The organism is Kitasatospora sp. NPDC091276 (assembly GCF_040684355.1).
In the GTDB taxonomy this organism is placed as follows: Bacteria; Actinomycetota; Actinomycetes; order Streptomycetales; family Streptomycetaceae; genus Kitasatospora.
Window position 1 is genome coordinate 33,232 of record NZ_JBFBFU010000030.1, and the last position, 26,760, is coordinate 59,991.

Genomic DNA, 26,760 nt, shown 5'->3' on the forward strand with positions numbered 1-26,760 from the left:
TTCAGTTCCTCCGGTTTCCACCGACGATGGCCTTTCCGGCCGGGATCTTGATCTGGTAGCCGCCGTCCAGCTCGGTGCGGCCGCCGGGCGGCAGCTCGACCCGCCAGAGCCGGGTGCTGGGCGGGCAGTCCGGCGTGGAGACCGCCGGGGCCTGCCAGTCGGCCCGCTCCTCGATCCGGATCTCGGCGTCGGAGGTGACCGGCACGCGCTCGCGGACCTCCACGGTGACGGTGCGGCCGAGCCGGTTCGCCAGCTGGACGTGCACCCGGTGGTCGAGCACGGTGCTGCTGCTCAGCATGCCCGCGGTGGACTCGTGCAGCTCGGTGCGGCGCGCCACCTCGATGCTCTCGGTGACCCCGATGCCCAGGCTCCGCAGCCCGCCCGGGGCGAGGGTGGGCAGGGCGGCGGTGAGCAGGAACTCGTCGTCGACGGTGACCTCGACCGGGCCGGCCAGCACGGCGCGGTCGGTCCGGTTGGCGAGCACCAGGGTGGCGTACACCTTCTCCTCGACGGCGGGGACGGTGACGTACTCCGGGCGGACGGACACCGGGATCTCGTCGATCGTGACGGTGTGCCAGGTGCCGTCGGACGGGATGTCGGCGGGGGCGGCGGAGTCGAAGCGGTGGTCGAAGGAGCCCGCCGACTCGCGGGGCGGGACGGCGTGCCGGGGGAGTGCCAGATGGCGGACCCGCTCGCCGCCGGTGTCGCCCGGGGGCTTCGCCGCCGGCCCGTAGTGGTCGGTCTGCTCGGTCTGCTCGGCCTGGGGGCGCAGGGTGCCGCGGTGGGCGGCGGGTGCGTCGGGGCCTGCCAGGACGAGGCCGGGGTAGTCGAGCAGGGAGGCGTCCGGGGCGAAGCCGGTGCCGGGGGCCTCGGTGCCGCCGCCGCTTCGGCGGGAGCGGCGGGCGAGCGGGTGCAGGTCCGGCGGGGGCGCGCCGCCCGGTGCCACGGGGGCGGGCGGCGGCGCGGGGGCCTGGGGCATCGAGGCTTGGTACATCGAGGCTTGCGGCAGGGGGGCTTGGGGCATCGGGGCGGCGGCGGGTGCACCGCCGTATCCGGCGAAGCCGCTCGGGGCGGGCGGGGGCGCCGGGACGGGGTCGTCGATGTCCAGGGTGCCGCCGCGCCCGGCGGGGGCGGCCAGCCGGGCGGCGTCGGCCACGAGGCCGGCGTCGGCGGGCCGGGCGCCGCCGAGGCGGTTGAGCCGGGCGGCGGATCCGTACGGGCCGGGGGCCGAGACGGCGAGCGGGGCCTTGCGGCGCGGGGTCGGGCGGGCACCGGCTCCGGCGTCGTCGTAGCCGGCGAAGAGGTCGGCCAGGCCGGCCGGGGGCTCGCGCCAGCCGGACGGCGGCGGGGCGGGCTGGCTGCGGCCGATCCGCAGCGAGCGGAGCCGGGGCAGGTCGGTGCGGCGGTCGAGGTCGGCGGTGGAGAGGGCGAGCCGGACGCCGGTCCAGTCCTCTCCGGTCTGCTGGGCGACGGAGGCGCGCAGGACGAGTCGGCCGGTGTCGGCGCCGTGGCGGTAGGAGAGGCGGTAGGCGGGCACCCAGCGGGCGGCGGGGACGCCGTACTCCAGCTCGATGTCGAGCCGGGCGGGGGGCTTCTCGGGGGCTGGGGCGACGGGTTCCCCGGCGGATTCCGGGGCGGATTCCATGGTGGGTTCCGGGGCGGGCTGTGCGGAGAGTGCCGAGGCCTGCGCGGTGGTGAGGGTGAGCAGGACGGTGGCGGCGGTCCCGACCGGGTGGGCGGGGCCGGCCGTGGATGCGCGGTCCAGCCGGTCGGCGGCCAACTCGCGCTCATGGTCCGCGAGTTCGACTTCCGTGGTGAGCTCCTCGGCGCGTCGCTGGAGCCGGGTCAGGCGCTCGTCGACGAAGTCGGCCAGCTCCAGCCAGGCGTCGGCGGGCGTCCGCCGCAGCGGTTCCTCGGGCCGCCGCTGCGGTGGTACGGCGCGCAGGGCGGAGGTCTCGGCGATCGCGGTCAGGACCAGTCGGCGGCGCTCGGTGAGTGCGCCCTGGCGCTCCATGGCCTCATCCAACTCGCGGCGGAGCCGGGGGAGTTCGGTCGGCTCGTGGAACTCGGCGAGCAGCTCCAGCCGGGCCTCGGTGACCGCCGTCCCGCTCGGGCCGTCGAGCACCCGGGCACGCAGCGAGCGGCCGTCCAGGGAGGAGGGCAGACCGGTCAGCCGCAGCCGGCCGTCGGCCGGGAGCGGGACGCTGGCCCGGCGGCGGCACACCGCGCCCTCGGCGTAGACCACGACGGAGTCCAGGACCGACGGGTGGGCGGGGACGGCGGGGGGTTTCGGGGGCCCGGCCTCGCCGACGTGTCGGGCCTCGCCGTTCTGCTGATCGTCGCCGCTGTGCTGATCGTCCATGCGCAACCCCTTCGTTCGCGTGCCGTGTTCCGCGTGTCGCCCGCGCCGTGCCCGGGCGGCCAGTCTGCCCCGCTTCGGTGCGGGCGTCGCCGGATTTCGCGGGGTGCGGCGTGTATGCCCGTTGGCGGGTCTGGCGGTCTGGCGGTCTGGCGGCCTGGCGCGTTCGCGGTCCTGTGGTGCCCGCCGTGTCCGGCGTGCCTCCGCATGGTGTGGGACGGGGGCGGGGCCGCCGTGGTTGCCCAGTGGGCGGGCGGTGGGGGCGAGGGTGGGGCGGATGCGAGAGGATGGGGCGCGGGTGTTCCCGGCCGGTGCCGGGGCGCCGACCGGACCGAGAACCGGCGAGGCCGGGCAGCCCGGAACGCGAAGCCCGAGAATTCGAGAAGGAGCGCGACCCGCCATGCGCACTGCCGTCGTCGTCGGTACCGGACTGATCGGCACCTCCGCCGCGCTCGCCCTGGCCGGCCGCGGGCTGACCGTCCATCTGGAGGACGCCGACCCGGACGCCGCCCGGACCGCCGCCTCGCTCGGCGCCGGCATCACCGAGCCGGCCGACGGCCCGGTCGACCTGGCGATCATCGCCGTGCCGCCCGCCCTGGTCGGCAAGGTGCTCGCCGACTGCCAGCGCCGCAACCTGGCCCGCTGGTACACCGACGTCGCCAGCGTCAAGGCCGGCCCGCGCATCGAGGTCGCCGCGCTCGGCTGCGACACCGTCCACTACATCGGCAGCCACCCGATGGCCGGCCGCGAGCGCTCCGGCCCGCTGGCCGCCCGCGCCGACCTGTTCGAGGGCCGCCCCTGGGTGCTCACCCCCACCGACGACACCGACACCGAGACGCTCAACGCCGCCCTGGAACTGGTCGCGCTCTGCGGTGCGATGCCGATCGTGATGGACGCGACCGCGCACGACCGGGCCGTCGCCCTGGTCTCGCACGCCCCGCAGCTGGTGTCCTCGCTGGTCGCCGCCCGGCTGGAGCACGCCGACGAGACCGCCATAAGGCTCTCCGGGCAGGGTGTCCGGGACGTCACCAGGATCGCCGCCTCCAACCCCGGCATGTGGGTCGACATCCTCTCCGCCAACGCCGGCGCGGTCGCCGACATCCTGGAGGAGGTCGCCTCCGACCTCGGGGAGACCGTCACCGCGCTGCGCGCCCTGGACGCCCCCGAGGAGGGCGAGCGCCGGGCGGGCGCGGCCGGGATCGAGGCGGTCATGCGGCGCGGCAACACCGGCCAGGCCCGCATCCCCGGCAAGCACGGCGCGCCGCCCACCCGGTACGAGACGGTGGCCGTGGTGCTCGGTGACCAGCCCGGCGAGCTGGGCCGGCTGTTCGGCGAGGTCGGCGCGGCCGGGGTCAACATCGAGGACGTCGTCATCGAGCACTCGACCGGCCAGCAGGTGGGCTTCGTCCAGCTGTCGGTGGCGCCCGGGGCGGTCAAGCCGCTCACGGTGGCGCTGCGGGCGAGCGGGTGGAGCGTCCGGGACTGATCGGGCTGCGGGGGCCGGTCGGCTTCTGGGACTTCGGTTGAGCGGTTCGGTCGAGCGGTTCGGTTGAGGGGGAGCAGGGATGATCATCGAGTTGCCGCTGGGCGAGACCCGGCACGGGTCCTACGGCCGGCCGGTGGACCTGGGGAACGAACGGTTCCTGCGGGCGGTGGTGGGTGGGGACTTCCGGATCCACCACCGCAGCGTCGAAGCGCTGGTCGAACTGCCCCGGCCGACGCCGCCGGACCCGGAGTCCACCGAGCCGGAGCCGACCTGCAGCCTGCTGGTGCGGGCGGTCCACGCCGCCTTCGCGGAGCACCTGCCGCTCAGCCTGTCGCCGGACGTGCTCTGGTACGCGGTGGTGCACGAGGTGGCCGTGCACGCGCGGATGTACGCGCCGAGGTACCGGGCGCTGTTCGGCGGTGCCGAGGGGCGCCGGGAAGCGATCGTGGTCCGCGACGACGCCCTGGCGGCGCCCGGCCCGGACTGGTCGCGGTCGATCCGGCTGGTGCGGGAGCCGCTGGCGGCGGCGGTCGGGGCCGAGCTGGTGGAGCTGTTCCAGCCGGCGTTCTCGACGACCACGCCCGACGACGCCTCCTCCGCGCTGGTGGCGCTGATGGACGTGGTCAGCCCCTACTACGCCTTCCGCTGGGAGACCCGCTGCGGCATCCCGCGGATCCGGCTGGAGGGCACGGCCGGGGACTGGGCGCTGCTGGTGGCGCGGGTCGCCGGGCTGGCGGAGCGCTTCGACTGGCTGGCGCCGTGGTTCGCCGAACTGCGCCCGGTGCTCGACGAGATCGCGGCGACCGCGGCGGGCGGGACGGTCGACGACGAGTTCTGGCGCTCGCTCTTCAAGTGGCGGTCGATGTCCGGCGGCCCACGGGTGACCGGCTGGCTCACCGCCTTCCTCGCGCACACCCAGACCCCCGACGGGCCCCGGCTGCGCCAGTCCTTCGGCTGGCGGGAGGCGGACGCCAACCCGTACCACCGGGACTCCTTCGCGGTGAACGACTTCCCCTCGCACGTCTCCAAGGTGCCGTTCGTCTGGGACCACCTCGGCCGCGAGATCCCGATGGCCTTCACCGCCGGCATCCTCGGCATCGAGTGGGACGGGGAGTACCTGCGGCCCCGGCTGGGCAACGCCGTCCTGCGGATCCTGGGCCCCGACCGGGGCTGATACCGGCGCCGATATCGGGACCGATACCGGCGCTGATACCGGGGCTGTCACCGGAGCCGATACCGGCGCTGTCACCGGAGCCGAGGGGGCCGGCAGGGGGCTGGTACTGGGCTGATCGGGTGGCGGAGTGGGTAGGGCGGCGGTCCATTAACCTTGAGGGAGACAACCCCCTGCCGTCTGCCTCCCCAGGCCCCGGCTTTCACGCCCAGAGAGAGGTTCGGCCCCGTGGACACTGCCGACCGAGCGCACGCCCCGGTCGTCGTCGCGATCGACGGACCCTCCGGTTCGGGCAAGTCGACCGTCTCGCGGGCGGTGGCGGCCCAGCTGGGCCTGAGCTTCCTGGACACCGGCGCCATGTACCGGGCGATGACCTGGTGGATGCTGGCCAACGACGTCGCCGTGGCCGACCCGGAGGCGGTGGCCGTCGCGTGCGGCAAGCCGGTGATCGTGTCGGGCACGGACGCGGACGGTCCCACCATCACGGTGGACGGCCAGGACGTCTCCGGACCGATCCGCGGCCCCGAGGTGACGGCGCAGGTCAGCGCCGTCTCCGCGGTGCCGGCGGTGCGCTCCCGGCTGGTGGAGCTGCAGCGCGGCTGCGCCGAGGTCGCCGAGCGCGGCATCGTCGCCGAGGGCCGGGACATGGGGACGGTGGTGTTCCCGAACGCCACCGTCAAGGTGTTCCTGACCGCCTCCGAGCAGGCCCGGGCCGAGCGCCGGGCGGCCGAGCTGCGCGCCAAGGGCGTCGACGAGGCGACCATCACCGCGATGGCCGCCGACCTCGCCCGCCGGGACGCCGCGGACTCCTCCCGGAAGACGGCCCCGCTGGCCCAGGCCGCGGACGCCGTCCTGGTGGACACCAGCGAGCTCACCCTGGAGCAGGTGATCGACCGGATCACCGCGCTGGTGGAGGAGCGGGCCGGGATGTCGTCGGTCTGAAAGGACGGACGGGCCCGAAGGGACGGACCGGTCTGAAGGACGGACCGGTCCGGACAGCCACAATGGTCTGAACGGCCGAAATGGTCTTAACGACCGGAATGGCCGGAACGGCCGAATGAGCTGCGGTGCCGCCGAGGTGCCGCGGAGAAAACCATCGCGCTGCCCCGAGCGGGGCAGGTACGCACGGCGCGCCCCTGGGAAGGGCCGCGCCGGGAAACGGAACAGACGAACATGACCGCAGAGCACTCCGACACCGGCCACGGTGGACTGGACGCCGCCGACTACGCCGAGTTCATGGCCATCGCCGCCGAGGAAGGCTTCGACGTCGACGGCGTGGACGGCTTCGACGGCGCCGAGCACGTACCGCTGCCGGTGCTGGCCGTCGTCGGTCGCCCGAACGTCGGCAAGTCGACCCTGGTGAACCGCATCATCGGCCGCCGTGAGGCCGTCGTCGAGGACAAGCCGGGCGTCACCCGCGACCGGGTCACCTACGAGGCCAGCTGGAACGGCCGCCGCTTCAAGGTCGTCGACACCGGCGGCTGGGAGATCGACGTCCTCGGCATCGACGCGATGGTGGCCGCGCAGGCCGAGCTCGGCATCGAGCAGGCCGACGCGGTGCTGTTCGTGGTCGACGCCACCGTCGGCGCCACCGACACCGACGAAGCCCTGATCAAGCTCATCCGCCGGGCCGGCAAGCCGACCGTGCTGTGCGCCAACAAGGTCGACGGCCCGTCCACCGAGGCCGAGGCCGCCTACCTGTGGTCGCTGGGCCTGGGCGAGCCGTACCCCGTCTCCGCGCTGCACGGCCGAGGCTCGGGCGACCTGCTCGACGCCGTCATGGACGCGCTGCCCGAGGCCCCGCCGCAGACCTTCGGCGACGCCGCCCCCGGCGGCCCGCGCCGCATCGCGCTGATCGGCCGCCCGAACGTGGGCAAGTCCAGCCTGCTGAACAAGGTCGCCGGCGAGGAGCGGGTGGTCGTCAACGAGCTGGCCGGCACCACCCGTGACCCGGTCGACGAGATGATCGAACTCGCCGGCAAGACCTGGAAGTTCGTCGACACCGCCGGCATCCGCCGCCGGGTCCACCTGACCGCCGGCGCCGACTTCTACGCCTCGCTGCGGACCTCCGCCGCGCTGGAGAAGGCCGAGGTCGCGGTCGTCCTGGTCGATGCCAGCGAGACCCTCGCCGAGCAGGACACCCGGATCATCTCGATGGCCGTCGAGGCCGGGCGCGCCGTCGTCATCGCCTACAACAAGTGGGACCAGATGGACGAGGAGCGCCGCTTCTACCTGGAGCGCGAGATCGAGCGCGACCTCGTCCAGGTGCAGTGGGCCCCCCGGGTCAACGTCTCGGCCAAGACCGGCCGGCACATGGAGAAGCTCGTCCCGGCGATCGAGACCGCGCTGGAAGGCTGGGAGACCCGCATCCCGACCGCGCGGCTGAACGCCTTCCTCGGCGAGCTGGTGGCCGCCCATCCGCACCCGATCCGCGGTGGCAAGCAGCCGCGCGTCCTGTTCGGCACCCAGGCGGGCATCCGTCCGCCGCGGTTCGTGCTGTTCGCCTCGGGCTTCCTGGAGGCCGGCTACCGGCGCTTCATCGAGCGCCGGCTGCGTGAGGAGTTCGGCTTCGTCGGGACGCCGATCTCGATCTCGGTGCGGGTCCGGGAGAAGCGCAAGAGGAAGTAGGACGTCGTGATCCACCGGCAGTAGTCGAGTCGGTGGGTGCCGGCAGCAGGTGTGGGCGAGGGCCCCGTCACGGTGGTGGCGGGGCCCTCGTCGCGTGTACGGGGTCGTGCGGGCGCCGCGCGGGCGCCGTGGGGGTGGTGCGCAGGCGGGCGGTTCAGTGGTGGTCGCCGTTGCGGCCCGGGGGGAGGGAGAGCATCTGGCGGTGGCGGCCGCCGGTGGGCGCGGCGGTGGCGACGCCGGTGGCGGTGCCCATGGCCGGGGCGGGGGCCGGGGGCGGCGCGGGCATCGCGTGCGGGATCGGGCCGAGGTAGCCGGCGGCCACCCAGCCCTGGCCGTTGGTGAACTGGGGCGGCGGGGGCGGGGTGTGCTGAGGGGCGCTGGCCGCCGGGGTGGCCTGGCCGAAGCCGTCGCTGGTCGGGGCGGCGGGCTCGGCGTGGGGGTGGGGGTGCGGCTGAGGGGCGTTGTGGCCGGTGTGGCCCATCGCGCCGTGATGGGTGTGGCCGGTGGCGCCGTGATGGGTGTGGCCGGTGGCGCCGTGATGGGTGTGGTTCGTGGCGCCGTGGCCGGAGTGCCCGGTGGCGCCGTGGTTGGCGGCGTGCCCTGCGGAGTGGCCGTGCTGCTGGCTCGGCATGTACTGCGGCAGGCCGGGCGCCTGTCCCCCGTAGCTGTGGAAGGCCTGGTGCTGGGGCGGGTACGGGCGCGGTTCGCCGAGCACCGGGTAACCGTCGCGGACCGCGAAGCCGGTGAACTTCAGGTCCTCCTCGCCCGAGCGGTCGCCCGGGAGCGCGCGGAACAGCCGCCGGTACTCGGAGTACAGCTCGTCGTAGATCGGCGTCGTCGAGTGCGGGTGCTCCGCGTCGTACGACGGGCGCATGCCGGGGATCGAGCGGGGGGCGGTGGTGGACCGGCCGGGGGACGCGGAGACGTCGTAGCTGTACACACAGGGGCCAACGAGTGAGGGGGCACAGGGATGCGGGGTTGCCAGGGCCCGGCCGGAAGGCGGCTTGTGCCGAGGGGGAGGCCGCCTTCCAGCGGGTGCGGAGCCCGGGCGTGGAGCCCGGGTGCCGGCGGGTTGGGGCGCGGCTGGGGCTGGGGCTGGATGCTGCTGGGTCGGGGGCGCGGCTGGGTCGGGCGCGCGCTGCTGGGGCTGGGTGCCGAGGGGCTCAGGTGCCGGCGAGGGGGAGGGAGGCGGCGACCACCTGGCCCAGTGCCACCGCCCGCTCCAGCGCCTGGCGGAGCAGGTCCTCGCGCGGCTGACGGCCCACCATCCCGGCCGGGACGGCGTACATGGTGACCTCGGAGAGCTGGCTCGCGGCCATCCGCCAGGCGTCGGTGACCTGGAGCGGCTGGTGCGCCTGCCACCAGCCGGTGCTGCCGCCGGCGGCAGCGGGCTGCAGGATCGCGTGCAGCTTGCCCATCGCCACCAGGACCGACCAGCCGCCCAGTTGGTCCGGGGTCTCGTCGAGGTCGGTGATGGCCTGGAAGCCGGCGTCCTGGAGCAGGTCGAGGAACTCGTCCTCGCCCGAGGTGCTGCCGGGGCGCCCGACCGGGCCGGTCGGCTCGACGACCAGCGAGGCGTGCCCGACCTTGCCGTGCAGCACCAGCCCGCAGGTGATGCCGAGGATGGCGGCCTGGCCCGGCGCGCTGGGCTGGGGGGTGGGGGCGGTCGCCGGGGTCGGCGCGGGAATGGGCACCAGCGGGTGCGCGGGCGCGGCCGGGGCGCCGGTCTGGGCCTGGCTAATGCTGCGGACGGCGCCGACCAGTTGCTCCTCGGCCACCGGCACCACCTGGGACGGGATGCAGCGGGCGTGGGCGAAGGCGAGTACGGCGGTCTCCTCGCCGACGAACAGGACGGTGCTGGTGGGCTCCGCGTGGGTGTCGCCGGAGGTGCGGCAGGAAGTGCATTCGTAGCTGTCGGGTGCGCGGTCGCCGCCGAGGAGGCGGTCCGCCTCGTCGTCGCCGATCTCGGACCGGACCTCGTCGCTGACGTCGAGCATGCGCGGCACGGGTTCTCCTCTTGGTGGGTGCGGTTGGCGGTCGGGGGGCGGATACGGGGAGGTCGCCATGACCAACGGGCCCTTGTGTCAGGCGTCACGGGTGGTCGACGAGGCTGACGGGAATTGCCTCTGATCCGACCGCGCCGCGTGTTCTCGTGGTCGCAATGTGTCGATGTCGGTGGCAGGCCTGCCGGAATGAAACCGTGAGGTGAGTCACGCCGCCGTGATGTTTGATCTACGAATCGACGGCTAAAACGGGCATTTCGGGCAAGATTGTGCGGTCATTACCGCCGGTAACCCTTGGCTGAGCTGGGCAGACCGGTGGAGTTTTGGTTTCCCCGCCGACCGGCTCGTAGCTTCATTGGCGGCGCAACGAGCGCCACCCGGGTTCACCCCCGACGCACCGCCCCTCCGGCTTCCCGCCGGATGCGGCAGGTGCCCGCCGACGCGATCGCTCGAACAGGTCGCCGGTGAGCGGCTGGGTGGCCGGGGCGGCAAGCGGCACGTCCGACACGTGCACGGTCGCCCGATGGACGCGGCAAGTGAACGCGGCCCTCTCCAGGGCCTGGTTCCGCATGCCCGCCCGGGGCTTTCGAGAGGAACCCCATGACCTTCCGTCACGAGACCGCCGCTGCCACCACCTCCACGGCCACCAAGCGCAACCGCGTCCGGATGGCTGTCGTGGCGGGCGCCGCTGTCGCGGCCCTGCCGGTGGCCGGCCTCGTCACGGCCACCTCGGCCTCCGCCGCCTCCGTCTCCACCTGGGACTCCGTCGCCCAGTGCGAGAGCGGCGGCAACTGGGCCATCAACACCGGCAACGGTTTCTACGGCGGACTGCAGTTCACCTCCAGCACCTGGGCCGCCTTCGGCGGCACCGCCTACGCCCCGCAGGCCAACCAGGCCACCAAGGCGCAGCAGATCGCCGTCGCCGAGAAGGTCCTCGCCTCGCAGGGCCCGGGCGCCTGGCCCGTGTGCTCCGTCAAGGCCGGCCTGACCAAGGGCGGCGCCCCGGCGGCCGTCGACACCTCGGCCGGTTCGACCACCGGTTCGACCGCCGCCAAGCCGGCTGCCCCGGCCGCCAAGCCGGCGCAGACCCAGGCCCCGAAGGCCGCCGCTGCCCCGAAGGCCGATGTCGCGCCGAAGGCCGCCGCCCCGAAGGCCGCGCCGAAGAACGACGCCGCCAAGGGCGCCAAGGGCTGGACCGGCTCGAACGACGCCAAGCCGGCCAAGGGCGACAGCTACACCGTCAAGTCCGGTGACACCCTGAGCTCGATCGCCGCCGCGCAGGGCCTGGACTGGCACGACCTGTACAAGAACAACGCCAAGGTCATCGGTGGCAACCCCGACCTGATCCTCCCGGGCCAGACCCTGAGCGTCTGATCAGTTGAGCCTCTGAGCCTCTGAGCCTCTGAGTAGCTGAGTGTTTGAGCAGCTGAGCGATTGACACCGGCTCTCCGGGGTCTGCCGCCTGATGTCGGCTGTCCGACGTCCCCGGCCTGAGCTCGGTTCAGCGGGCCTCCCGGCCCCGGCGCTGTGCTGACACCACGGCCGCTTCTCCGCTGTGCGGGGGAGCGGCCGTCGGCGTTTCCGGTGCTTCTGGCGTCTCTGGTGTTTCTGGCGCGTTCGGCGCGTTCGGCGTGTCGTTGGGGAAGGGCGTGCGGCGACCAGCCTAGGGTCGGCTGCTGTGCTGCCTCCGTGTGACGAGCGTATGTGCCGGGTCGTGCTTCGGCTGGGCGTCGCCGTGGTGCTGCTGGCGGGGTCGGCGGCGATCCCCTGGGAGCGGGCCGGTGCGGCGGTCCGGGTCGCGGACGTCGTGTGGGACGGCCTCGCCGAGTGCGAGAGCGGCGGCGACTGGCAGGCCGACACCGGCAACGGCTACTACGGCGGCCTGCAGATCTGGCCGCCCACCTGGGAGGTCGCCGGAGGCTTGCGCTTCGCCGACCGGCCGGACCACGCGAGCCGCCGGGAGCAGACGACGGTCGGCGAGGAGATCCTCCGACGGCAGGGCTGGGAGGCGTGGCCGGACTGCGCGCGGGAGCTGGGGCTGATCGGCGGATCGCCGGCCCCCGGCGGCAGCCCGACCTCCGGCGGCAGCCCGACCCCCGGTAGCGGTCCGGCCCCCGGTGGCAGCCCGACCCCCGGTGGCGGTCCGGGCTCCCGAGACCGGCCGGGTTTCTGAGGCTGGCCGGGTTTGTGAGGCTGGCCGGGCTTCGGCCACGGCGGTGCGGGAGGATGGTGGGGTGATCCAGGGCGAACTGTTCGGTGACCTGCCCGGTGCCGTCCCGGCCGGCCGGTCGGGGTCCGCTGCCGCGCGCGGGCGCGCCGAGCCCGCCCCCGGTGCCGTCCTCCTCCCCGGCTGGCTGGACGCCGATGCCCAGCTGCGCCTGGTCGCCGCCTGCCGGGAGTGGGCCCGCCCACCGGCCGGCCTGCACGCCGTGCGGATGCCCACCGGCGGAATGATGTCCGTACGGATGGTCAGCCTCGGATGGCACTGGTATCCGTACGGTTATCGGAGGGACGCGGAGGACGGCACGCCCGTCAAGCCGTTCCCGCCCGAACTCGACCGCCTCGCCCGCCGGGCCGTCGCCGACGCCTACGGGACGGACGCCCGGCAGATCGCCGGCGCCGCGTCGTACGAACCCGACATCGCGATCGTCAACCACTACCCGCACGGCGCGAAGATGGGCCTCCACCAGGACCGCGACGAGCGGACCGACGCGCCCGTGGTCTCGCTCTCGCTCGGCGACGCCTGCGTGTTCCGGCTCGGGAACACCGAGACCCGGACCCGCCCGTGGACCGACCTGGAGCTGCGCAGCGGGGACCTGCTGGTGTTCGGCGGCCCGGCCCGGTTCGCTTACCACGGCGTGGTGCGCACGCTGCCCGGCACGGCGGATCCGGCGCTGGGTCTGGTCGGCCGACTCAACATCACCGTGCGGCAGTCGGGGCTGGCGGCGGGGGAGGCCTGAGTCCGGGTGGGCGTTCGTCCGTCCGCTTGGCGGCCGCTCGTCCGCTCTCCCCCTGCTGCTCGCTCACCGCTCGCTTACTCGTTCGAGTGAATCGGGCCCTTCGGCCCGGTGGGCGGGAATGACCCCGGTCGCCGGAGAATTCGAGTGGGTTGGAGAATTCGATCAGGACGGGCACCGGAGCCGGGCGGAAGACCTCCGCCGGGGCCGTGGGCCTGGAGAGGAAGCGCACGCATGGGTACCCCCGTCGACGACCTTGTCGACCTGCTCGACCTGGAGCAGATCGAACTGAACATCTTCCGCGGGCGCAGCCCCGAGGAGGCGCTGCAGCGGACGTTCGGCGGCCAGGTCGCCGGGCAGGCGCTGGTCGCGGCCGGGCGCACGGTGGACGGCGACCGTCCGGTCCACTCGCTGCACGCCTACTTCCTGCGCCCCGGGGTGCCCGGCGTGCCGATCGTCTACCAGGTCGACCGGATCCGCGACGGCCGCTCCTTCACCACGCGCCGGGTGCTCGCCATCCAGGGCGGTCGGCCGATCTTCGCCCTCACCGCCGATTTCCACCGCCCCGAAGAGGGCGGCATCGAGCACCAGCACCCCATACCGGACGTCCCCGCGCCCGAGGACCTGCCCAGCGCTCTGGAGGAGGTCGGCTCCCGACTCGGCGAACTCCCCCCGTTCATCAGCCGCCGCCAGCCCTTCGACATCCGCTACGTCGACCGGCTGCGCTGGACGAAGGAGGAGCTGGCCGGGGTCGAGGCGCGCAGCGGCGTCTGGCTGCGGACGGACGGCCCGCTGCCGGACGACCCGCTGATCCACGTCTGTGCCCTCACCTACGCCAGCGACATGACGCTGCTCGACGCCGTCCGCGCCCCCGTCGAGCCGCTCTGGGGCACCCGGCATTTCGACATGGCCTCGCTGGACCACGCGATGTGGTTCCACCGCCCGTTCCGTACGGACGACTGGCTGCTGTACCAGCAGGAGTCCCCGATCGCCCACGGCGCGCGCGGCCTCGCGCGCGGGCAGATCTTCGACCGGAGCGGGCGGCTGGTGGTGTCGGTGGTGCAGGAGGGGCTGTTCCGGCCGCTGGGCGCCGGCAGCTGACGGGGCGGGCGCGTGGGTGCGTCGCGGCGGCCGGGTGCCGGGCGTCGGGCGTCGGCCGAGCGGGCCGGCCTTCGTCCTGGCGGGCGTCCTGTCCGGGGTGTTGCCGTCGTGACGCCGTGTTGCCGTCCGGTGGCCGCCCTGTGGCGGTTCCGGCAGGCGGGAATGATCCGTCCGGGTGCGCGGCGTTGTGGTGGGTGACCGAGTTGGACGGCCCGAACAGCGGGCCGTCCGAGGACCGCAGTGGGAGGGTGTACCGATGACGGCGACGGCCGCGGAGGACTGGAAGCACTGGAGTGACGGCCGGGCGGCGTCGGTGAGCGCGCCACACGGCCAGCTCGCACTCACCGGCACGCACTGGTTGGAGCCCGAACCCGCCGAGATCGTCGGCCTGCCCGGGCGCTGGTGGGCCGACGCCGAGGGCGTCCGGGTCCGGGCGGCGGCCGCGGACGGCATCACCGTCGGCGGCGCCGACGGCCCGGTCGACGGCGAGGCGCTGCTCCGCCCCGACACCGATCCGGCCGCCGACACCGCCACCCTCGGCGACGTCCTGCTCGTCCCGATCGAGCGCGAGGGCGAGCTCGCCCTGCGGGTCTTCGACCCGGCCGCGCCGCGCCGGACGGCCTTCGCGGGCATCTCCGCCTACCCGTACTCGCCGGAGTGGGCCGTCCCCGCCGTCTTCACCCCGTTCGAGCAGGACGGCGCCCAGTCCGTGCTCGTCCCCAACGCGGACGGCAAGGAGCGCCCGCTCGCCGTCACCGGACAGATCGCCTTCACCGTCGCCGGCGAGCACCGCGAGCTGACCGTCAGCCGCTCCGGCGACCGCCTCACCGGCGTCATCGCGGACGCGACCAGCGGCATCGACACCTACCGGTTCCGCTTCATCACCCTCCCCGCCCCGGACGCGGACGGCCGCACCGTCCTCGACCTCAACCGGGCCTACCTGCCGCCGTGCGCCTTCGCGGACCACTTCATCTGCCCGTTCCCGCCGCCGGGCAACCGGCTCGACTTCGCGGTGGAGGCAGGGGAGAAGCAGGTCCTGACCAGGTAGGACGGGCCGCTGCCCGGCCCCGGTGCGGGGAGCGGGGAGGCCGGGGCGGACCATGGAGGGTTGTGTCGACCAATCATCCTGCCAATCCCGCCCCGGCGTCCGATCCCGCCCCGGCGCCTGCCCCTGCCCCGGCGTCCGATGCCGCCCCGGCCACCGCCGCTGTTCCGGCGGAGGAGCCACCCTCCGACGCCTCCTCTCCGCCGGCCGGAACCGAGGCCCTCCCCTGGTACCGGCGGGCCTTCGCCGACCTCAGCCCACTGCGCGACCACCCCGACTACCGCCGGGTCTGGTTCGGGCAGGCGGTCTCCTCCATAGGCCAGCAGATGACGGCCGTCGCCGTCTCCGTCCAGGTCTACGACGAGACCGGCTCCGCCTTCGCGACCGGCCTGGTCGGCCTCTTCTCCTTCTTCCCGCTCGTCGCCTTCGGCCTCTACGGCGGCGCGATCGCCGACACCGTCGACCGGCGCAAGCTCGGCCTGATCGGTTCGGCCGGGCTCGCCGCCGTCTCCGCCGTCCTCGCCGTGCAGGCACTGGCGGGCCTCGGCCAGGTCGCCGTCCTCTACGCCGCCGTCGCCGCCCAGGCCGGCTTCTTCGCCCTCAGCTCGCCCGCCCGCTCCGCGATGATCCCCCGGCTGGTCCCCAGCCACCAGCTGCCCGCGGCGAACGCGCTGAACACCGTCAGCATGAACCTCGGCCTCACCGTCGGACCCATGATCGGCGGCGTCCTCATCGGCGCCTACGGCACCCAGGCCGCCTACCTGGTCGACACCGTGGCCTTCGCTGGCACCCTCTACGCGATGTGGCGCCTGCCCGCCATGCGCCCGCTCGGCGACCGCAAGGGCCGCGCTTCCGTCCTCGACGGCCTCCGCTTCCTACGCGAGCAGCCCAACCTGCGCACCAGCTTCCTCGCCGACCTGGCCGCGATGATCTTCGGCATGCCGCGCGCCCTCTTCCCCGCCATCGCGGTCACCTTCTACGGCGGCGACGCCCGCACCGTCGGCCTCCTGGTCGCCGCCCCCGCCGTCGGCGCCCTCACCGGCGCCCTCTTCTCCGGCTGGGTCGGCCGCATCCACCGCCAGGGCGCCGCCGTCCTCGTAGCCGTCGCCGCCTGGGGCCTCGCCATCGCCGCCTTCGGCGCGCTCCACAACCTCTGGCTCGGCCTCCTCCTGCTCGCGGTCGCCGGCTGCGCCGACACCGTCAGCATGATCTTCCGCAACACGATGATGCAGGTCGCCGCCCCCGACGAGATGCGCGGCCGCCTCCAGGGCATCTTCATCGTCGTCGTCGCCGGCGGCCCCCGCCTCGGCGACTTCGAGTCCGGCGCCGTCGCCGCCCTCACCAACCCCGCCACCTCCGTGATCACCGGCGGCCTCGCCTGCGTCGCCGCCGTCGTCCTCCTCGCCGCCCGCCGCCCCGCCTTCCTCACCTACGACGCCCGCCACCCCACCCCCTGACCCACCCCGACCCGCCCCTGACCCGCCCACCCCCAACCCGGCAGCGAGCACCCCTCCACGTGCTGTATTGTTTTCCACGTCGCCGGGACAACCGGAGACAAGGTCGAGAAGCCCACAGCAGAGCCCCCCAGGCCCCGCTACCGGGCACCGAGACCACGGGACGTGGCGCAGCTTGGTAGCGCACTTGACTGGGGGTCAAGGGGTCGCAGGTTCAAATCCTGTCGTCCCGACGTGAGTCGGAAAGGCCGTTGGCCGGGAGAGATCCCAGGTCAGCGGCCTTTTGCGCGAGGGGCCGTCAGGGACCAGGCAAATTGGTTCGCGTACTGTTTGGGACCACTTTGGGACCAGGGTGCCCAATGGTGAGGCGGAGGGCCTTTCTGGGTATCCAGTTTGTCCGAATTCCCGCTCACCCTGAGTGACCGAGATTAGATCGTAACAATCGACTTTCGGCCACTTTTCCCCCAGAATTCGGCCGCACGTGGCGAGAGTTGGCCATGCGTGACGATCACACAGATGGCGGGTCAGTGTCAGGATCGACACCTTCGCTCGTTTGCGCCTTGCCCCGCTGGTGACGTTCTGTCATCCGTTCAGGATAAGGGCGCCTGCGGGCTGGGGGAATTCCTTCGTCCGCGACAGACCCCGAGCTCCTGTGGTACCTAGTAGTCCGTCGATCATGGCCCCGAGCGGGCCGCAGAACGAGGGGGACTCTGTGAACGGGCCGTCCACGCCAAGCCGTCCTTCCGGGCCGCCGCCCGCATCCGAGGCACCTCCGCGGCCGACCGCCGCGCTGGCTCCAGCGGCTGCCCCGGCTCGCCGCAGCGGGATCGACCTCCAAGGGTGGAGTGCCGTGGTCACCGCCGCGGTCGCGGTCGTCACCCTTGGCGCCGGCTTCGCGGGCGGCTTCTACACCCAAGCCCAGGTGACTAACGACTCCCGGTCGCAGCCAACTGTCACGGTCACCGTGCCCGGTCCGACCGTCACTGTGGCGGGTCCTACCGTGACCGCGCCCCCGGCGGGCAGTCCGGGTGTGGCACCGGCTGTGAACCCGCTGCCCAGCGGGGTGGCCGGCAGTCCGACGCCGACCACGGTGCGGGTTCTTAGCGCCTCCCCGGACGGCGGGCAGGGCGGAACGAAGTCGGTCCTCACTGGCCGGGGCTTCCCGTCAAACGAGGTCGTCCGCGTGTCCTTCATCATCAAGGGCGACCTCGGTGAGGACTACAAGACGCGCGACCTGCGCGACACCATGACGGACGCCACCGGGGCGTTCTCTGTCGAGGTCGTTATTCCCTCCGACCTGAAGTACGACGCGAACCTGAACGCGTACCTGCGTGCCCGCACCACTGCCACGAAGACCGAGACGGTGTTCGACCTCATCGCCTGATCGGTCCCGGTGGGCCCGCCGATCGGACCGCCGTTCGTCCCGTGCGTGATCCTGCACCTACCCGCTACGAGCCGGGGTGCTGGGCCGCCGCCGGTTCACGGACCAGCTCCTCGGCGGGCACCAAGGGCAAGCGTTCCCGACTCGTCTCGATCATCCCCGAGCTGCGGCCCGCCTCGGGTCCGACGCGGGGGGAGCTTGTCGGCCTCGCTGGGGCTCGGCGCCTCAACGATGGCACCGCGCGGCAGACTGAAGGTCAGGTACTCGATCGGCAGCCGCCCGCCATGCCACCGACTCCCGAACGCCGAGGTCCGCATCACGGTGCGGGCCCACAGGGCGCACGCCCGGGGCGTCGGCGAGGAGGACGAGGGTATCCCAGTTGCGCAGCGCGAGGCCGCCGCACTTGAGGTAGGGCGTTCGGGATTCCAACTCTTCTTCAAGAAGACCGAGTTGAACGTCCAGCTAGAGGCGTGGTGTAGTGCCGGAGTTCGCGGCGGCATAAGTAGTTCAATCATTCAGACGCCTGCATTCGAATGAATTATTCGCCCTGCTTTCTGATGATTTGTCTGATCTGAGTGCTGCACTCAGCGCATGACAAGTACACGCACCATCCGCAGGGGAACGCGGCCCCCGGACGATGAGGACCAGGACGCGATCGTCCAGCGCTTGTTGGACCGCGAGGAGAACCGACTGCTGGCCGAAGCCTGCGAGCCGGAGTCCGGCGACGGCTGGATCGGGTTGGTCTCCGACGCGGGCTTCGTGCGCAAATGCACGGTGCTGGCGCACTCGGCGCCGTTGCACCGGATCGATCAGCGGCAGGCGTGGCAGCAGTTTCCGACAGGTCTGTACGACCCGCGCACGATGGCCCTGGCCGCGCTGGAAGCGGTGGTGAGCCAGCAGGGCATGGAGCTCGAGGCGACGACCGACGACGTAGTCGTCTTCCTCGCCGAACTGGCCCGGAGAGCGGCACCGGATCGCGACGGGACCGAGCACGTGGCGGTCGCGCGGTTCGTCCTGCGGGAACTGCTCAATGACCACGAGGCGGCCGAGCACTTCTCCCTCAGCTACAGCGACTACCGCGAAGGCCATAGCCGGGGCGAGCTGTCGTTCCGCTACCTCGAAGAGGACTTCGGCCGCCACAACCAGCCGGTACTGAAGGCCAGCGTCTCCGCCGTCAACCTGCTGCTGTCCGGACTCGACCACGACCTCGAGGACCAGCAGGCGGCCTACGACGAGATGCTGCGCCGCCAGGTGTCGACCGGCCGCTGGGGCCGGGCGGAGGAGAGCGCTGCGCAGAGCCTGAAACTCTCGCTGCTTCTGGCTGAGCGCGTCCGGACGGTCCTCGCCGAGACCGACCGCGACGTGCGGTCGGTGGACTGGTCGGGGCACGTCGCGACCCTCCTCGACTCCTCCCGCGCACACCTGACCGAACGCCAAAGTGTCGAACTCGGCTTGATGGAACTGATGCGGCAGGCCCGCAACAGCATCACCGACACGGACGTCCGCATGACCTGCATGCGCATCCTGCGCCTGCTGGAGCGGGCGAACCTGCGCCACACCCAGCTGCTGAAGAAGGTCATCGGCGCCAGACCCGCCTTCCTGCGCGCGCAGGCCGAGCAGTGCTTCCGGCCGATGCCGCGCCTGTCGCTGATCGGGTTGCACGACGACCTGCTAGAGCCGCTACTCCAACTCGACGCGGAACAGGCGACGCAGGTGGCGGGCATGTTCGCAGACGCCAGCGGCGGCCCCGTGGTCACCCGCCGGCCACGGCTGAGGGACTTCTGGGAGCTGCTCCTCGCGCCGGTGCGCGAGTGCCGCGACTCGTTCCCCGACGACTCCGCCGACCTGATCATCGAGGAGGCCGAGGACGAAGAGCCCTACACGGAAGAGGACTTCGCCGCGGCCCGCGCGCTGATCGAACAAGCGCTGACGGCGCCCCTTCGCCTGTCCGTCCTGCTCGCTCAGGCGGAGCAGGACGGGCCGGCCGTCGCCGACCTGCTGGCGTTGTGCGTGCTGCGCGCGTTCGCCCCCGATCCCGATGACGAGGACGACGGCTGCCTCGCGGATCTCGCGGACCTGCTGGAGGAGCGCCTGGTTGTGCTGGCCGACGGCGCCACCTTCGACCTCGGCTTCATGGCCGGAACCGACCTGCTGCTCGTGCCCGCCGGGCCGCTCATCCCTGAGCCGGCGGCGCCCGGCGCCCCCTTCACCACTGAGGAGAACCGCCCATGACCACTTCGACCGTAGCCGGGCCCGACCTGGCAGCCGTCTCGGCGCTCGTCGGGTTCGGCCTCCAGCCGCGCATGAGACCCCTCGACAACCCCCGCTACCGGGACCTGCTGCAGCGGTGCCGCAGCGAACGCCCGTTCCGAAGTGCCGTCGAAGCCCTCGCCGAGGGCCTGGAGCTGGACCTGATCGAGGTCCACGCGGTGGAAGGGCTGATCCTCCATCCGCGCCACGGATCGATCTTCACCTACCGGCTCGCCGACCACCCCACCCTCACGAGCAAGGAACGCCTGATCCTCGGCCTCGTACACGTCGCGATCGCTGCACGGGCCTACCCCTACCCGGAAGACCTGGAGGAGGACGGTGCCACGCGCATCGCGATCGACGACGTCGACGCCTTCCTGCGGCACCTCATCGGCAAGCTCCAGGAGGCCACCCGCGACAGCGACGGCTTGGCGCTGCCCCATGCGGGCCTGGACACCGCGTGGCGCTCCTACGCCAAACTCACCCCCGGTCGGCCGACTGCCAGCGGCAGCCGCCTGACCCGCTCCAGCAGCCAGTGGTGGATCGCGGAGGCGCTGCGGTGGCTCGTCGAGCAGGGAATGGCCACCCCCGCCCGCGCCCACGGGCCGGGCCACTACCTGCTGGCGCACCGCTTCCGCCTGCAGGTCCGCGAAGCCGCGTCCATCCCCGCCTTCACCCTCCTGAACGACCTGCGTCGCACCCAACTCTTCGAAGAGGACTAGACATGTACTTCATCCGCCGCATCAGGCTGGAGAACGTCGGACACCGCTCCGCCCGGTTCGGATCCCTGGTCCTGGACCTCACCAACGGCCGAGGCACCGCAGACGGCCGGCCCCTGACGATGACCTCGGCCGTGGACACGGTGCTGTGGCTGCGCAACGGTGGCGGCAAGTCCAGCCTGCTGGCCCTGATCTTCAGCCTGCTCCTGCCCTCCAAGATCGACTTCATCGGGCACGCCGACGACAAGTCACTGGCCGACTACATCCCTGGCGGGAAGGTCTCGCACGTCATCCTGGAATGGGAGGACTCCGAGCAGCCCCTCACCGGCCCCGCCCTGATCACCGCCGGCGTCTACCAGTGGAAGGACGGCCAGTGCCCCGCTGACACCAGCAGCGGCTGGGACCGCCTCATCCGGCGCTGGTACCTCTTCCGACCCGTACCGGGCGTCCTCGACCTCGACACACTGCCGGTACGTTGCGACAACTCGCTGCTCAGCCAGGCCAGCTACCTGCGCGCCATCGGCGATACCTCCAAGGTGAACCGGTCCGCGAAACTCGTCATCGCGGAGGAGCAGTGGAACTGGCTTGAGCAGCTGGAGCAGTACGGCCTCGACCCGCAGGTGTTCAAGATCCAGCGGGACATGAACAAGGGAGAAGGCGGAATCACCGACCTCTTCCGCTTCACCACGTGCGAGGACTTCGTCGACTTCCTGATCGACATGATCGTGAACCCCGCGGGACCGATCGCGGCACGCGAGGCCCTGGAGGAGCACGCCGACAAACTCGCCACCCGCCCCGAACGGGAGACCGAAGGCCGCTTCCTCGCCGAAGCCCTCCTGCGCCTGCGCCCGGTACAGACAGGGACGGCCGCGCTCACCGCGGCACGCCACCAGCTGGAACAGCAGGTGCATGTCGCAGACCGGGCCGCCGAGCACATCTCCGACCAGGTCCGGCGGCTGCGGCAAGAAGCCCAGGACATCGAGGCCGAAGCCGATACCGACGAGCAGGAGGTGCAAGACGCCAAGGCCCGTCTGATCGGCCAGCAAACGCACGTGGCAGCTCTCACCGCCGTGGCCGCACGACTCGAAACCGTGGACGCCGCAGGCGACGCGGCAGCCCGCTTGAGGGACGTCGAAGCGGCGCAGCTGGAGCACGAAGCCTGGAAGGCCGTGGAACCGTTCCTCACACTGAACGCCAGGACCGCCGAAGCGAAGGAAACTGCGGCGCTCCTCGCCCAACAGGACGAGAGCCGGGCCCCGCAGCGCCGAGCCCTCGAGCGCGCCGGCGCGGCGTTCCACGCCGGCCTCACCCAGTCGCTGGCAGGCATCACGGTCGACCTCGATGCCGCGAAGGCGAAGAAGGCCAGTGCCGATACCGAGGCTCATGACTCCCAGGCCCGGCAGGTCGCGGCCTTCGAGGCGGCAGCGGCAGCGAACGGGGCGCTTAAGGACGCCACCCGCCGCCGGGACGAGATCACCGCTCTCGTCGCGACTGCACGTGCAGAAGGGATCCTCCAGAAGGCCGAGGACCCAGAGCAGGCCCTCCAGCGCCTGCAGGGCGAGCGCGACAGCGCCGACAAGCAACTCGACCATGTCAGGGGCCTGCTCGAGCAAGCCCGGCTTCGGCAGGGCGAGATCGCCGTCGAGCGGCAGAACGTGGGCAGCGAACTCGGCGAGGTCTCAGGACGCCACGGGCAACTGTGGGACCGGCTCGACGACCTCCGCGCCCGGCGTCGCGAGCTGGCCGCCGAGCACCGGTTCAAGGAGGTGGCCGGGATCGACGGCGACGCGCCGCTCGACCTGGACGCCATCGGTGACGACCTGGTCGCGCTGCTCGGAAACGAGTGCCGAGCTGCGGACGAGGCCCTCGCCGCGGAACAGGCCGCCGCGGCGGACGACAGGCGCGTCAGGAAGGCCGTGCAGGAGACCGGCTACCTCCCGGCCGCACACGAGGTCGAGGAAGCAGCTCAGAGTCTGCGCAACCTCGGCGCCCCCGTGCTGTCGGGCCTTCAGTACCTTCGCGATACGGTCACCGCCGACCGCCACGCAGAGATCACCGCCGCCCATCCGCAGTTGGTCGGAGGGATCGTGGTCTCCGGCCCGGTCCCAGGTGACGACCTGGCGGCCCTGGCCCGTCGCGCGAACGTCGCTCTCACCTCGGTGATCGCGGTGACGGCGCACACGGACGCGGAGCAGCTGGTGGCCGGCAGCCTCGACAAGCCGTGTGTGGTGCTGCCCGTCCACCCGGGCGTCCTCGACGGTGATGCCGCGGGCGACGAACTGCAGCGGGTCACCCGCAGGTTGGACAACCTCGCCGCACGCCGACGCGTCCTGGTGGAGCGCAGGGAGAGCGACCAGCGACTCGCACAACGCCTCGTCGACCACCTCGCCGAGTTCGGCACCCGGCCGCGCGCCGCCCTGGAGGCCGAGCTCGCCCGCCTCGACGACAAGCTGACCGCCCTGCAGAACCGGCAGCGCGATCTCGCCCGGGACGCCCAGGACGCCGAAGCTGCCCAGCAGCACGCCGACAGCCGGATCCAGACGCTTCACCTCGAACTCCTCGAACTCGCCGCTCTGATCGAGCGCGCGTCCCGACTGGCGGCAGAGGCCGCCGGTCTGCCGGGACTCGAATCGGAGATCACCGCGGCAACACGAGAGGTCAGCGAACACCAGCGCATCGGCCAGGAGCACAAGCGCCGCAATGACAAGGCGCTGGAAGACGTCGCTACGTTCGCCGCCGAGGTCCAGCGCTGCAACCAGACCCGGACGGGGTGGCAGAAGGAACTCACCGAAATCCTGGCCGAGCTCCCGGACACCCGCACCATCGCCCCCTCCGGCACCGCCGCCGGCACCGAGGAGCCGACGGTCGTGCTGGACAACCTGCGCACCCGCTGGCTCCAAGCGCGACAGGACTGGAAGGCCGGAGTCAGCGACGACGGCCTCCACCAACGTCTCGACACCTGCAGGAACGCGATCACCGAACTGACTGCCGTCCTCGACCGTTTCAGCGACCCCGCCCGCACCCGCGCCGCGGCGATCGCGGCCGAAACGGACGCTGCGGAACCCCAACGCCGCGCCGACCGCCGCGAGCACGCGGAGCAGGAACTGGACGCGGCGAAAGAAGCACGCATCAGGGCGGACCTCCTCCACGCACAGGCCAAGGAACGGCTCGGAAAAGCCGAAGCCGACCTGAACAAGCACGGCGCACCGGCCGCTCTCCCCGCCCTCCGTACCGCTGCCGAAGCCCGCGCGGCCCTCGACACCGCGAACCAGGAACTGGACGGGGCAGCGGACCGCATCCACGAACGCGAACTCGCCGCCGAACGCCGCCGCCGTGCAGCCGGCGACACGGCCAACCACGCGGACCTGCTGGCACAGACCGAGCAGAACCTCGCATCGGCAGCCGCCCGCCACCGCAGCGAGCAACCCGGCCAGGAAGACAACGGCTCACCCCTCTCCACCGACGCCCTGCTGGCCGAACACCACGACTTCACCGCACACCCAGCCAGCACCCTGACCACAATTCAGGCCCGCGATCTCCAAGCAAAACTGACCGCCGCGCTCGACGACGCGGCCGGCGCCCGCGACAGGCTCCAAAAAGCCCTCGACCGCGCCACCCGAGCCGTCGAGTCCCTCGCCAACCAGCCCGAATACAACCAGGTCGTGGACGGCAGACTCCTCGCCCGCCTGACCAGCGACCCCGCCTCCCCCGCCCGCCTCACCGCCCTCCTCGACGACATCCACGAACGCGAACGCGAAGTCACCAAGCAACTCGCCGAAATCGCCGAAGACCAGATCCTGGTCGTCCAAGCCTGCGTCACCCTCGTCAAGTCCGTCTTCGACGACCTCGAAGAAGTCTCCCGCTACTCCCGCCTGCCCCGCGGTCTCGGCCAGTGGACAGACAAGCGCTTCCTCGACTTCGAGATCCGCCACAAGCCCACGGACGAAGAACTGGCCCGGCGGATCGCAACGGAAATCGAGCGACTCACCACCGCCCTCGCCCCCAGAACCGGCAAGCCCATCCCACTGCCGGAAGCCGTGGAACTAGCCAAACGCCTCGTCCTGGCCAGCATCGGCGGCAACGGCAACATCGTCGCCAAGGTCATCAAACCCACTCAGAGCACGGACACCGTCGAACGCGAATCCGTCACCGCGATCAAGAAGTTCAGCGGCGGCGAACTCCTCACCACCTCCGTCCTCCTCTACTGCACGCTCGCCCGCATGCGGGCCGCCCAACGCGACCGCAAGATCCCCGGAGGCGTCGGCACCCTCGTCCTCGACAACCCCTTCGGCAAAGCCAACTACCTCCCCTTCGTCAGCCTCCAACGCCGAGTCGCCGAAGCCCACGACATCCAGCTCGTCTACACCACCGGAAGCAACGACCTCCCCGCCCTCGGACGCTTCCCCCTGATCCTCCGCCTGCGCAACGGCGCCGACACCCGCACCCGACAGCGCTATGTCCAGATCGAAGAACGCTACGGCGCAGCCGTCACCGACGCCCTCACCCGCACCGACACCGACACCATGACCACAGCCCGCCTGCTGCGCCGTACGCGGCCCGCACCGGCCGACAACGGCGGCCACGAGGAGGTAAGCGAGTGACACCCGCAGAGCGCATGGCCGTTCGGCTCACGCAGCACAGTCGACGGCGGGTCGACTTTGACCTGCTGGCGGCAGCCGCCGAAGAAGGCGACAGCAGCCTGCCGACATCCCCGCACCGGCGCAGCATCCTTGCCGTGGCGGCCGGTGAGCTCGTCTCGCGCAACCTTGTCACTCTCCCCATAGGGAAAGAGGGCTGGGACACCAGCGCCGTTCCGCCCCTTCCCCGGTGGGTGAGCCAAGCCGCCGGACCCCGCCCCCGGCAGCGCCCTGCCGCCCTGCGGGCGTGGGTCCGCGAACTCTCGTTCGCCAGCCGCCTCCGCCTGAGCCCGGCTGACCGAGAACTCCTCGATCCGATCAACTCCCAGCTCCGCGACACCCCGCAGACGGAGATCCTTCCGCTCGCCGAGCGCTCCTACCTGCTGTACCGCGACGAGAAGCGCTTGAGCGGGATCGAGAAGAATCATCTCGTCAAATCCGGGCTGCTCGACATCACAGCGCACCTGCGCGCGCGTCCGACACCGCCGCCGCTGGCGATGTTCGAAATCGGCTCGGCGCCGTGGATGCTGATCGTCGAGAACTCCGCCACATTCGCGAGCCTGCGCGAGGTCCTCCATACCTGGCCGGATCGGTCGCAGATCGGCTGGCTGGCGTACGGCTCCGGCGACCAGCTGGTGGCGTCGATCCCGACCGCAGCCGATGCCTTCGAAGAACGTGATCACCCAGTGACCGACATCCTCCTCTACGGGGACCTCGACATCGACGGCCTTGAATGCGGCCAGCAGACGAGCGCCAGATCCGTCGAGGTCTGGCTTCCGCCTGTCGAGCCTGCGGGAGGGCTCTACCAGGCACTCCTTGAGATGCCTCCTCGAGCCTTGGCACCCACCAGTCCGGAACGGGTAAAGGCCGCGATCGCCTGGCTGCCGGAGCCGATCCGCGCCAGAGCGGAAGCGCTTCTGACCAGTGGTGAGATTCTCCGCCAGGAAGCTCTGCCGCTGCCAGGGCTTCGGCAACACCTCTACTGCGGACAGCCCCTCCTGCCACAGCTTCGCGATGTGCGGGCCGAGTTACCGCAGAAGCCTCTCAGAGCCGATGCCGGGAACTGGACGGGCAGGCCAGAGGACACTGCGCGCGCCGAGGTCCGATCATGATTCGCGCGCTGCGGCGTAAGCCGCCCGGAACTCCTGGGTGGTCACGAAGACGGAGCCGCGGACCGCGCGCGGAGCGTCGCTGGTGATCCTTCGGGAGACTGCCTCGGCGGCCTCCCGCATTCGGTCCCGCTCGTGGCGTTCGACGGCCGACGCGAATTCCTCGGGTACCTCCCGCTGGTCCACGACGACGGCCAGCGCCATCGTCGTGGTGGTCGTGCCGCAGGTCTGCGGCTTCGACCAGCCGAGTTCACGCGCTGCCTTGCGCATCGCCGACTGGATGAGCTCCAGACCGCCCAGCTCCTCGGCCTCACCGGGTGAAAGGCGCAGCTCGTAGGCGCCTCCGTAGCCACCGGCGTCCGGCGGGCAGGCCCTGCGCAAGAGCGGGATCAGTACGCCGACCAGCTTCTGGTGGCGAGAATCACTGGCGAAGGACGGCATGCGGCCGAGCTTAGTCCGC

General features: G+C 72.2%; 19 protein-coding genes and 1 tRNA gene. 16 read left to right on the plus strand and 4 right to left on the minus strand.

Features of this window, described 5'->3' with window-relative positions; genetic code table 11:
- Position 1 precedes the first annotated feature (1 nt).
- Positions 2-2,362, minus strand: coding sequence for a DUF4139 domain-containing protein (locus AB0O19_RS30410; RefSeq protein ID WP_363624124.1), 2,361 nt, complete (start codon positions 2,360-2,362; stop codon positions 2-4).
- Between the two features lie 397 nt (positions 2,363-2,759).
- Here AB0O19_RS30410 and AB0O19_RS30415 point away from each other — a divergent pair, with 397 nt between their 5' ends.
- The 4 genes from AB0O19_RS30415 to der all read left to right on the plus strand — a co-directional run bounded on the left by AB0O19_RS30415 (position 2,760) and on the right by der (position 7,644).
- Positions 2,760-3,845 (plus strand): prephenate dehydrogenase, encoded by a 1,086-nt coding sequence (locus AB0O19_RS30415; RefSeq protein ID WP_363624126.1) that lies wholly within the window; start codon positions 2,760-2,762, stop codon positions 3,843-3,845.
- A gap of 79 nt (positions 3,846-3,924) precedes the next feature.
- Positions 3,925-5,019, plus strand: coding sequence for a DUF4419 domain-containing protein (locus AB0O19_RS30420; protein WP_363624128.1), 1,095 nt, complete (start codon positions 3,925-3,927; stop codon positions 5,017-5,019).
- Between the two features lie 225 nt (positions 5,020-5,244).
- The gene (gene cmk, locus AB0O19_RS30425) at positions 5,245-5,958 is read left to right on the plus strand and encodes a (d)CMP kinase (RefSeq protein ID WP_363624130.1); all 714 of its coding nucleotides are present in this window, start codon (positions 5,245-5,247) and stop codon (positions 5,956-5,958) included.
- A gap of 231 nt (positions 5,959-6,189) precedes the next feature.
- Complete coding sequence (gene der, locus AB0O19_RS30430) at positions 6,190-7,644, plus strand: ribosome biogenesis GTPase Der (RefSeq protein ID WP_363587005.1); 1,455 nt, start codon at positions 6,190-6,192, stop codon at positions 7,642-7,644.
- A 154-nt stretch (positions 7,645-7,798) separates the two neighbouring features.
- Here der and AB0O19_RS30435 read toward each other — a convergent pair whose 3' ends face one another.
- Together AB0O19_RS30435 and AB0O19_RS30440 are read right to left on the minus strand one after the other, a co-directional pair.
- Positions 7,799-8,584, minus strand: a complete 786-nt coding sequence (locus AB0O19_RS30435; RefSeq protein ID WP_363624132.1) for a hypothetical protein — start codon at positions 8,582-8,584, stop codon at positions 7,799-7,801.
- 223 nt (positions 8,585-8,807) lie between these two features.
- A complete protein-coding gene (locus AB0O19_RS30440) occupies positions 8,808-9,641 on the minus strand; it encodes a hypothetical protein (protein ID WP_363587031.1) in 834 nt (277 codons plus the stop codon).
- A 606-nt stretch (positions 9,642-10,247) separates the two neighbouring features.
- Here AB0O19_RS30440 and AB0O19_RS30445 point away from each other — a divergent pair.
- From AB0O19_RS30445 to AB0O19_RS30500, 12 genes are all read left to right on the plus strand, one after another.
- A complete protein-coding gene (locus tag AB0O19_RS30445; protein ID WP_363624134.1) occupies positions 10,248-11,021 on the plus strand; it encodes a transglycosylase family protein in 774 nt (257 codons plus the stop codon).
- A gap of 340 nt (positions 11,022-11,361) precedes the next feature.
- Positions 11,362-11,820 carry a transglycosylase family protein gene (locus tag AB0O19_RS30450; protein WP_363624136.1) on the plus strand — a complete coding sequence of 153 codons (459 nt, stop codon included), beginning with the start codon at positions 11,362-11,364 and terminating at the stop codon, positions 11,818-11,820.
- 88 nt (positions 11,821-11,908) lie between these two features.
- Positions 11,909-12,607, plus strand: coding sequence for an alpha-ketoglutarate-dependent dioxygenase AlkB (locus tag AB0O19_RS30455; RefSeq protein WP_363624210.1), 699 nt, complete (start codon positions 11,909-11,911; stop codon positions 12,605-12,607).
- A 231-nt stretch (positions 12,608-12,838) separates the two neighbouring features.
- Positions 12,839-13,705, plus strand: coding sequence for an acyl-CoA thioesterase II (locus AB0O19_RS30460; protein WP_363624138.1), 867 nt, complete (start codon positions 12,839-12,841; stop codon positions 13,703-13,705).
- Between the two features lie 256 nt (positions 13,706-13,961).
- Positions 13,962-14,753 (plus strand): DUF1684 domain-containing protein, encoded by a 792-nt coding sequence (locus tag AB0O19_RS30465; RefSeq protein ID WP_363587010.1) that lies wholly within the window; start codon positions 13,962-13,964, stop codon positions 14,751-14,753.
- A gap of 257 nt (positions 14,754-15,010) precedes the next feature.
- On the plus strand, positions 15,011-16,207 hold the full coding sequence (locus AB0O19_RS30470) for an MFS transporter (RefSeq protein WP_363587033.1): 1,197 nt from the start codon (positions 15,011-15,013) through the stop codon (positions 16,205-16,207).
- 156 nt (positions 16,208-16,363) lie between these two features.
- Positions 16,364-16,437: transfer RNA gene (locus AB0O19_RS30475), tRNA-Pro, on the plus strand.
- Between the two features lie 617 nt (positions 16,438-17,054).
- The gene (locus AB0O19_RS30480) at positions 17,055-17,588 is read left to right on the plus strand and encodes a hypothetical protein (protein WP_363624140.1); all 534 of its coding nucleotides are present in this window, start codon (positions 17,055-17,057) and stop codon (positions 17,586-17,588) included.
- A 588-nt stretch (positions 17,589-18,176) separates the two neighbouring features.
- Complete coding sequence (locus AB0O19_RS30485; RefSeq protein WP_363624142.1) at positions 18,177-19,817, plus strand: hypothetical protein; 1,641 nt, start codon at positions 18,177-18,179, stop codon at positions 19,815-19,817.
- Positions 19,814-20,557 (plus strand): hypothetical protein, encoded by a 744-nt coding sequence (locus AB0O19_RS30490; RefSeq protein ID WP_363624143.1) that lies wholly within the window; start codon positions 19,814-19,816, stop codon positions 20,555-20,557. The genes AB0O19_RS30485 and AB0O19_RS30490 overlap by 4 nt, the downstream gene beginning before the upstream one ends.
- 2 nt (positions 20,558-20,559) lie before the next feature.
- Positions 20,560-25,155 carry a hypothetical protein gene (locus AB0O19_RS30495; RefSeq protein WP_363624144.1) on the plus strand — a complete coding sequence of 1,532 codons (4,596 nt, stop codon included), beginning with the start codon at positions 20,560-20,562 and terminating at the stop codon, positions 25,153-25,155.
- On the plus strand, positions 25,152-26,303 hold the full coding sequence (locus tag AB0O19_RS30500; RefSeq protein WP_363624146.1) for a hypothetical protein: 1,152 nt from the start codon (positions 25,152-25,154) through the stop codon (positions 26,301-26,303). The genes AB0O19_RS30495 and AB0O19_RS30500 overlap by 4 nt, the downstream gene beginning before the upstream one ends.
- On the opposite strand, the gene AB0O19_RS30505 is transcribed toward AB0O19_RS30500, so the two are convergent.
- Positions 26,298-26,741: a hypothetical protein gene (locus AB0O19_RS30505; RefSeq protein ID WP_363624148.1), complete on the minus strand. Its 444-nt coding sequence runs from the start codon at positions 26,739-26,741 to the stop codon at positions 26,298-26,300. The two genes, AB0O19_RS30500 and AB0O19_RS30505, sit on opposite strands and share 6 nt — an antisense overlap.
- Positions 26,742-26,760 lie beyond the last annotated feature (19 nt).

Bases quoted from the DNA above. Each gene is read 5' to 3' on its own strand.
- der (WP_363587005.1), top strand. From the start codon at position 6,190: ATGACCGCAGAGCACTCCGACACCGGCCACGGTGGACTGGACGCCGCC.
- AB0O19_RS30460 (WP_363624138.1), top strand. From the start codon at position 12,839: ATGGGTACCCCCGTCGACGACCTTGTCGACCTGCTCGACCTGGAGCAG.
- AB0O19_RS30420 (WP_363624128.1), top strand. From the start codon at position 3,925: ATGATCATCGAGTTGCCGCTGGGCGAGACCCGGCACGGGTCCTACGGC.
- AB0O19_RS30410 (WP_363624124.1), bottom strand. From the start codon at position 2,362: ATGGACGATCAGCACAGCGGCGACGATCAGCAGAACGGCGAGGCCCGA.
- AB0O19_RS30495 (WP_363624144.1), top strand. From the start codon at position 20,560: ATGTACTTCATCCGCCGCATCAGGCTGGAGAACGTCGGACACCGCTCC.
- AB0O19_RS30505 (WP_363624148.1), bottom strand. From the start codon at position 26,741: ATGCCGTCCTTCGCCAGTGATTCTCGCCACCAGAAGCTGGTCGGCGTA.
- AB0O19_RS30490 (WP_363624143.1), top strand. From the start codon at position 19,814: ATGACCACTTCGACCGTAGCCGGGCCCGACCTGGCAGCCGTCTCGGCG.
- AB0O19_RS30445 (WP_363624134.1), top strand. From the start codon at position 10,248: ATGACCTTCCGTCACGAGACCGCCGCTGCCACCACCTCCACGGCCACC.
- AB0O19_RS30440 (WP_363587031.1), bottom strand. From the start codon at position 9,641: ATGCTCGACGTCAGCGACGAGGTCCGGTCCGAGATCGGCGACGACGAG.
- AB0O19_RS30485 (WP_363624142.1), top strand. From the start codon at position 18,177: ATGACAAGTACACGCACCATCCGCAGGGGAACGCGGCCCCCGGACGAT.
- AB0O19_RS30415 (WP_363624126.1), top strand. From the start codon at position 2,760: ATGCGCACTGCCGTCGTCGTCGGTACCGGACTGATCGGCACCTCCGCC.
- AB0O19_RS30465 (WP_363587010.1), top strand. From the start codon at position 13,962: ATGACGGCGACGGCCGCGGAGGACTGGAAGCACTGGAGTGACGGCCGG.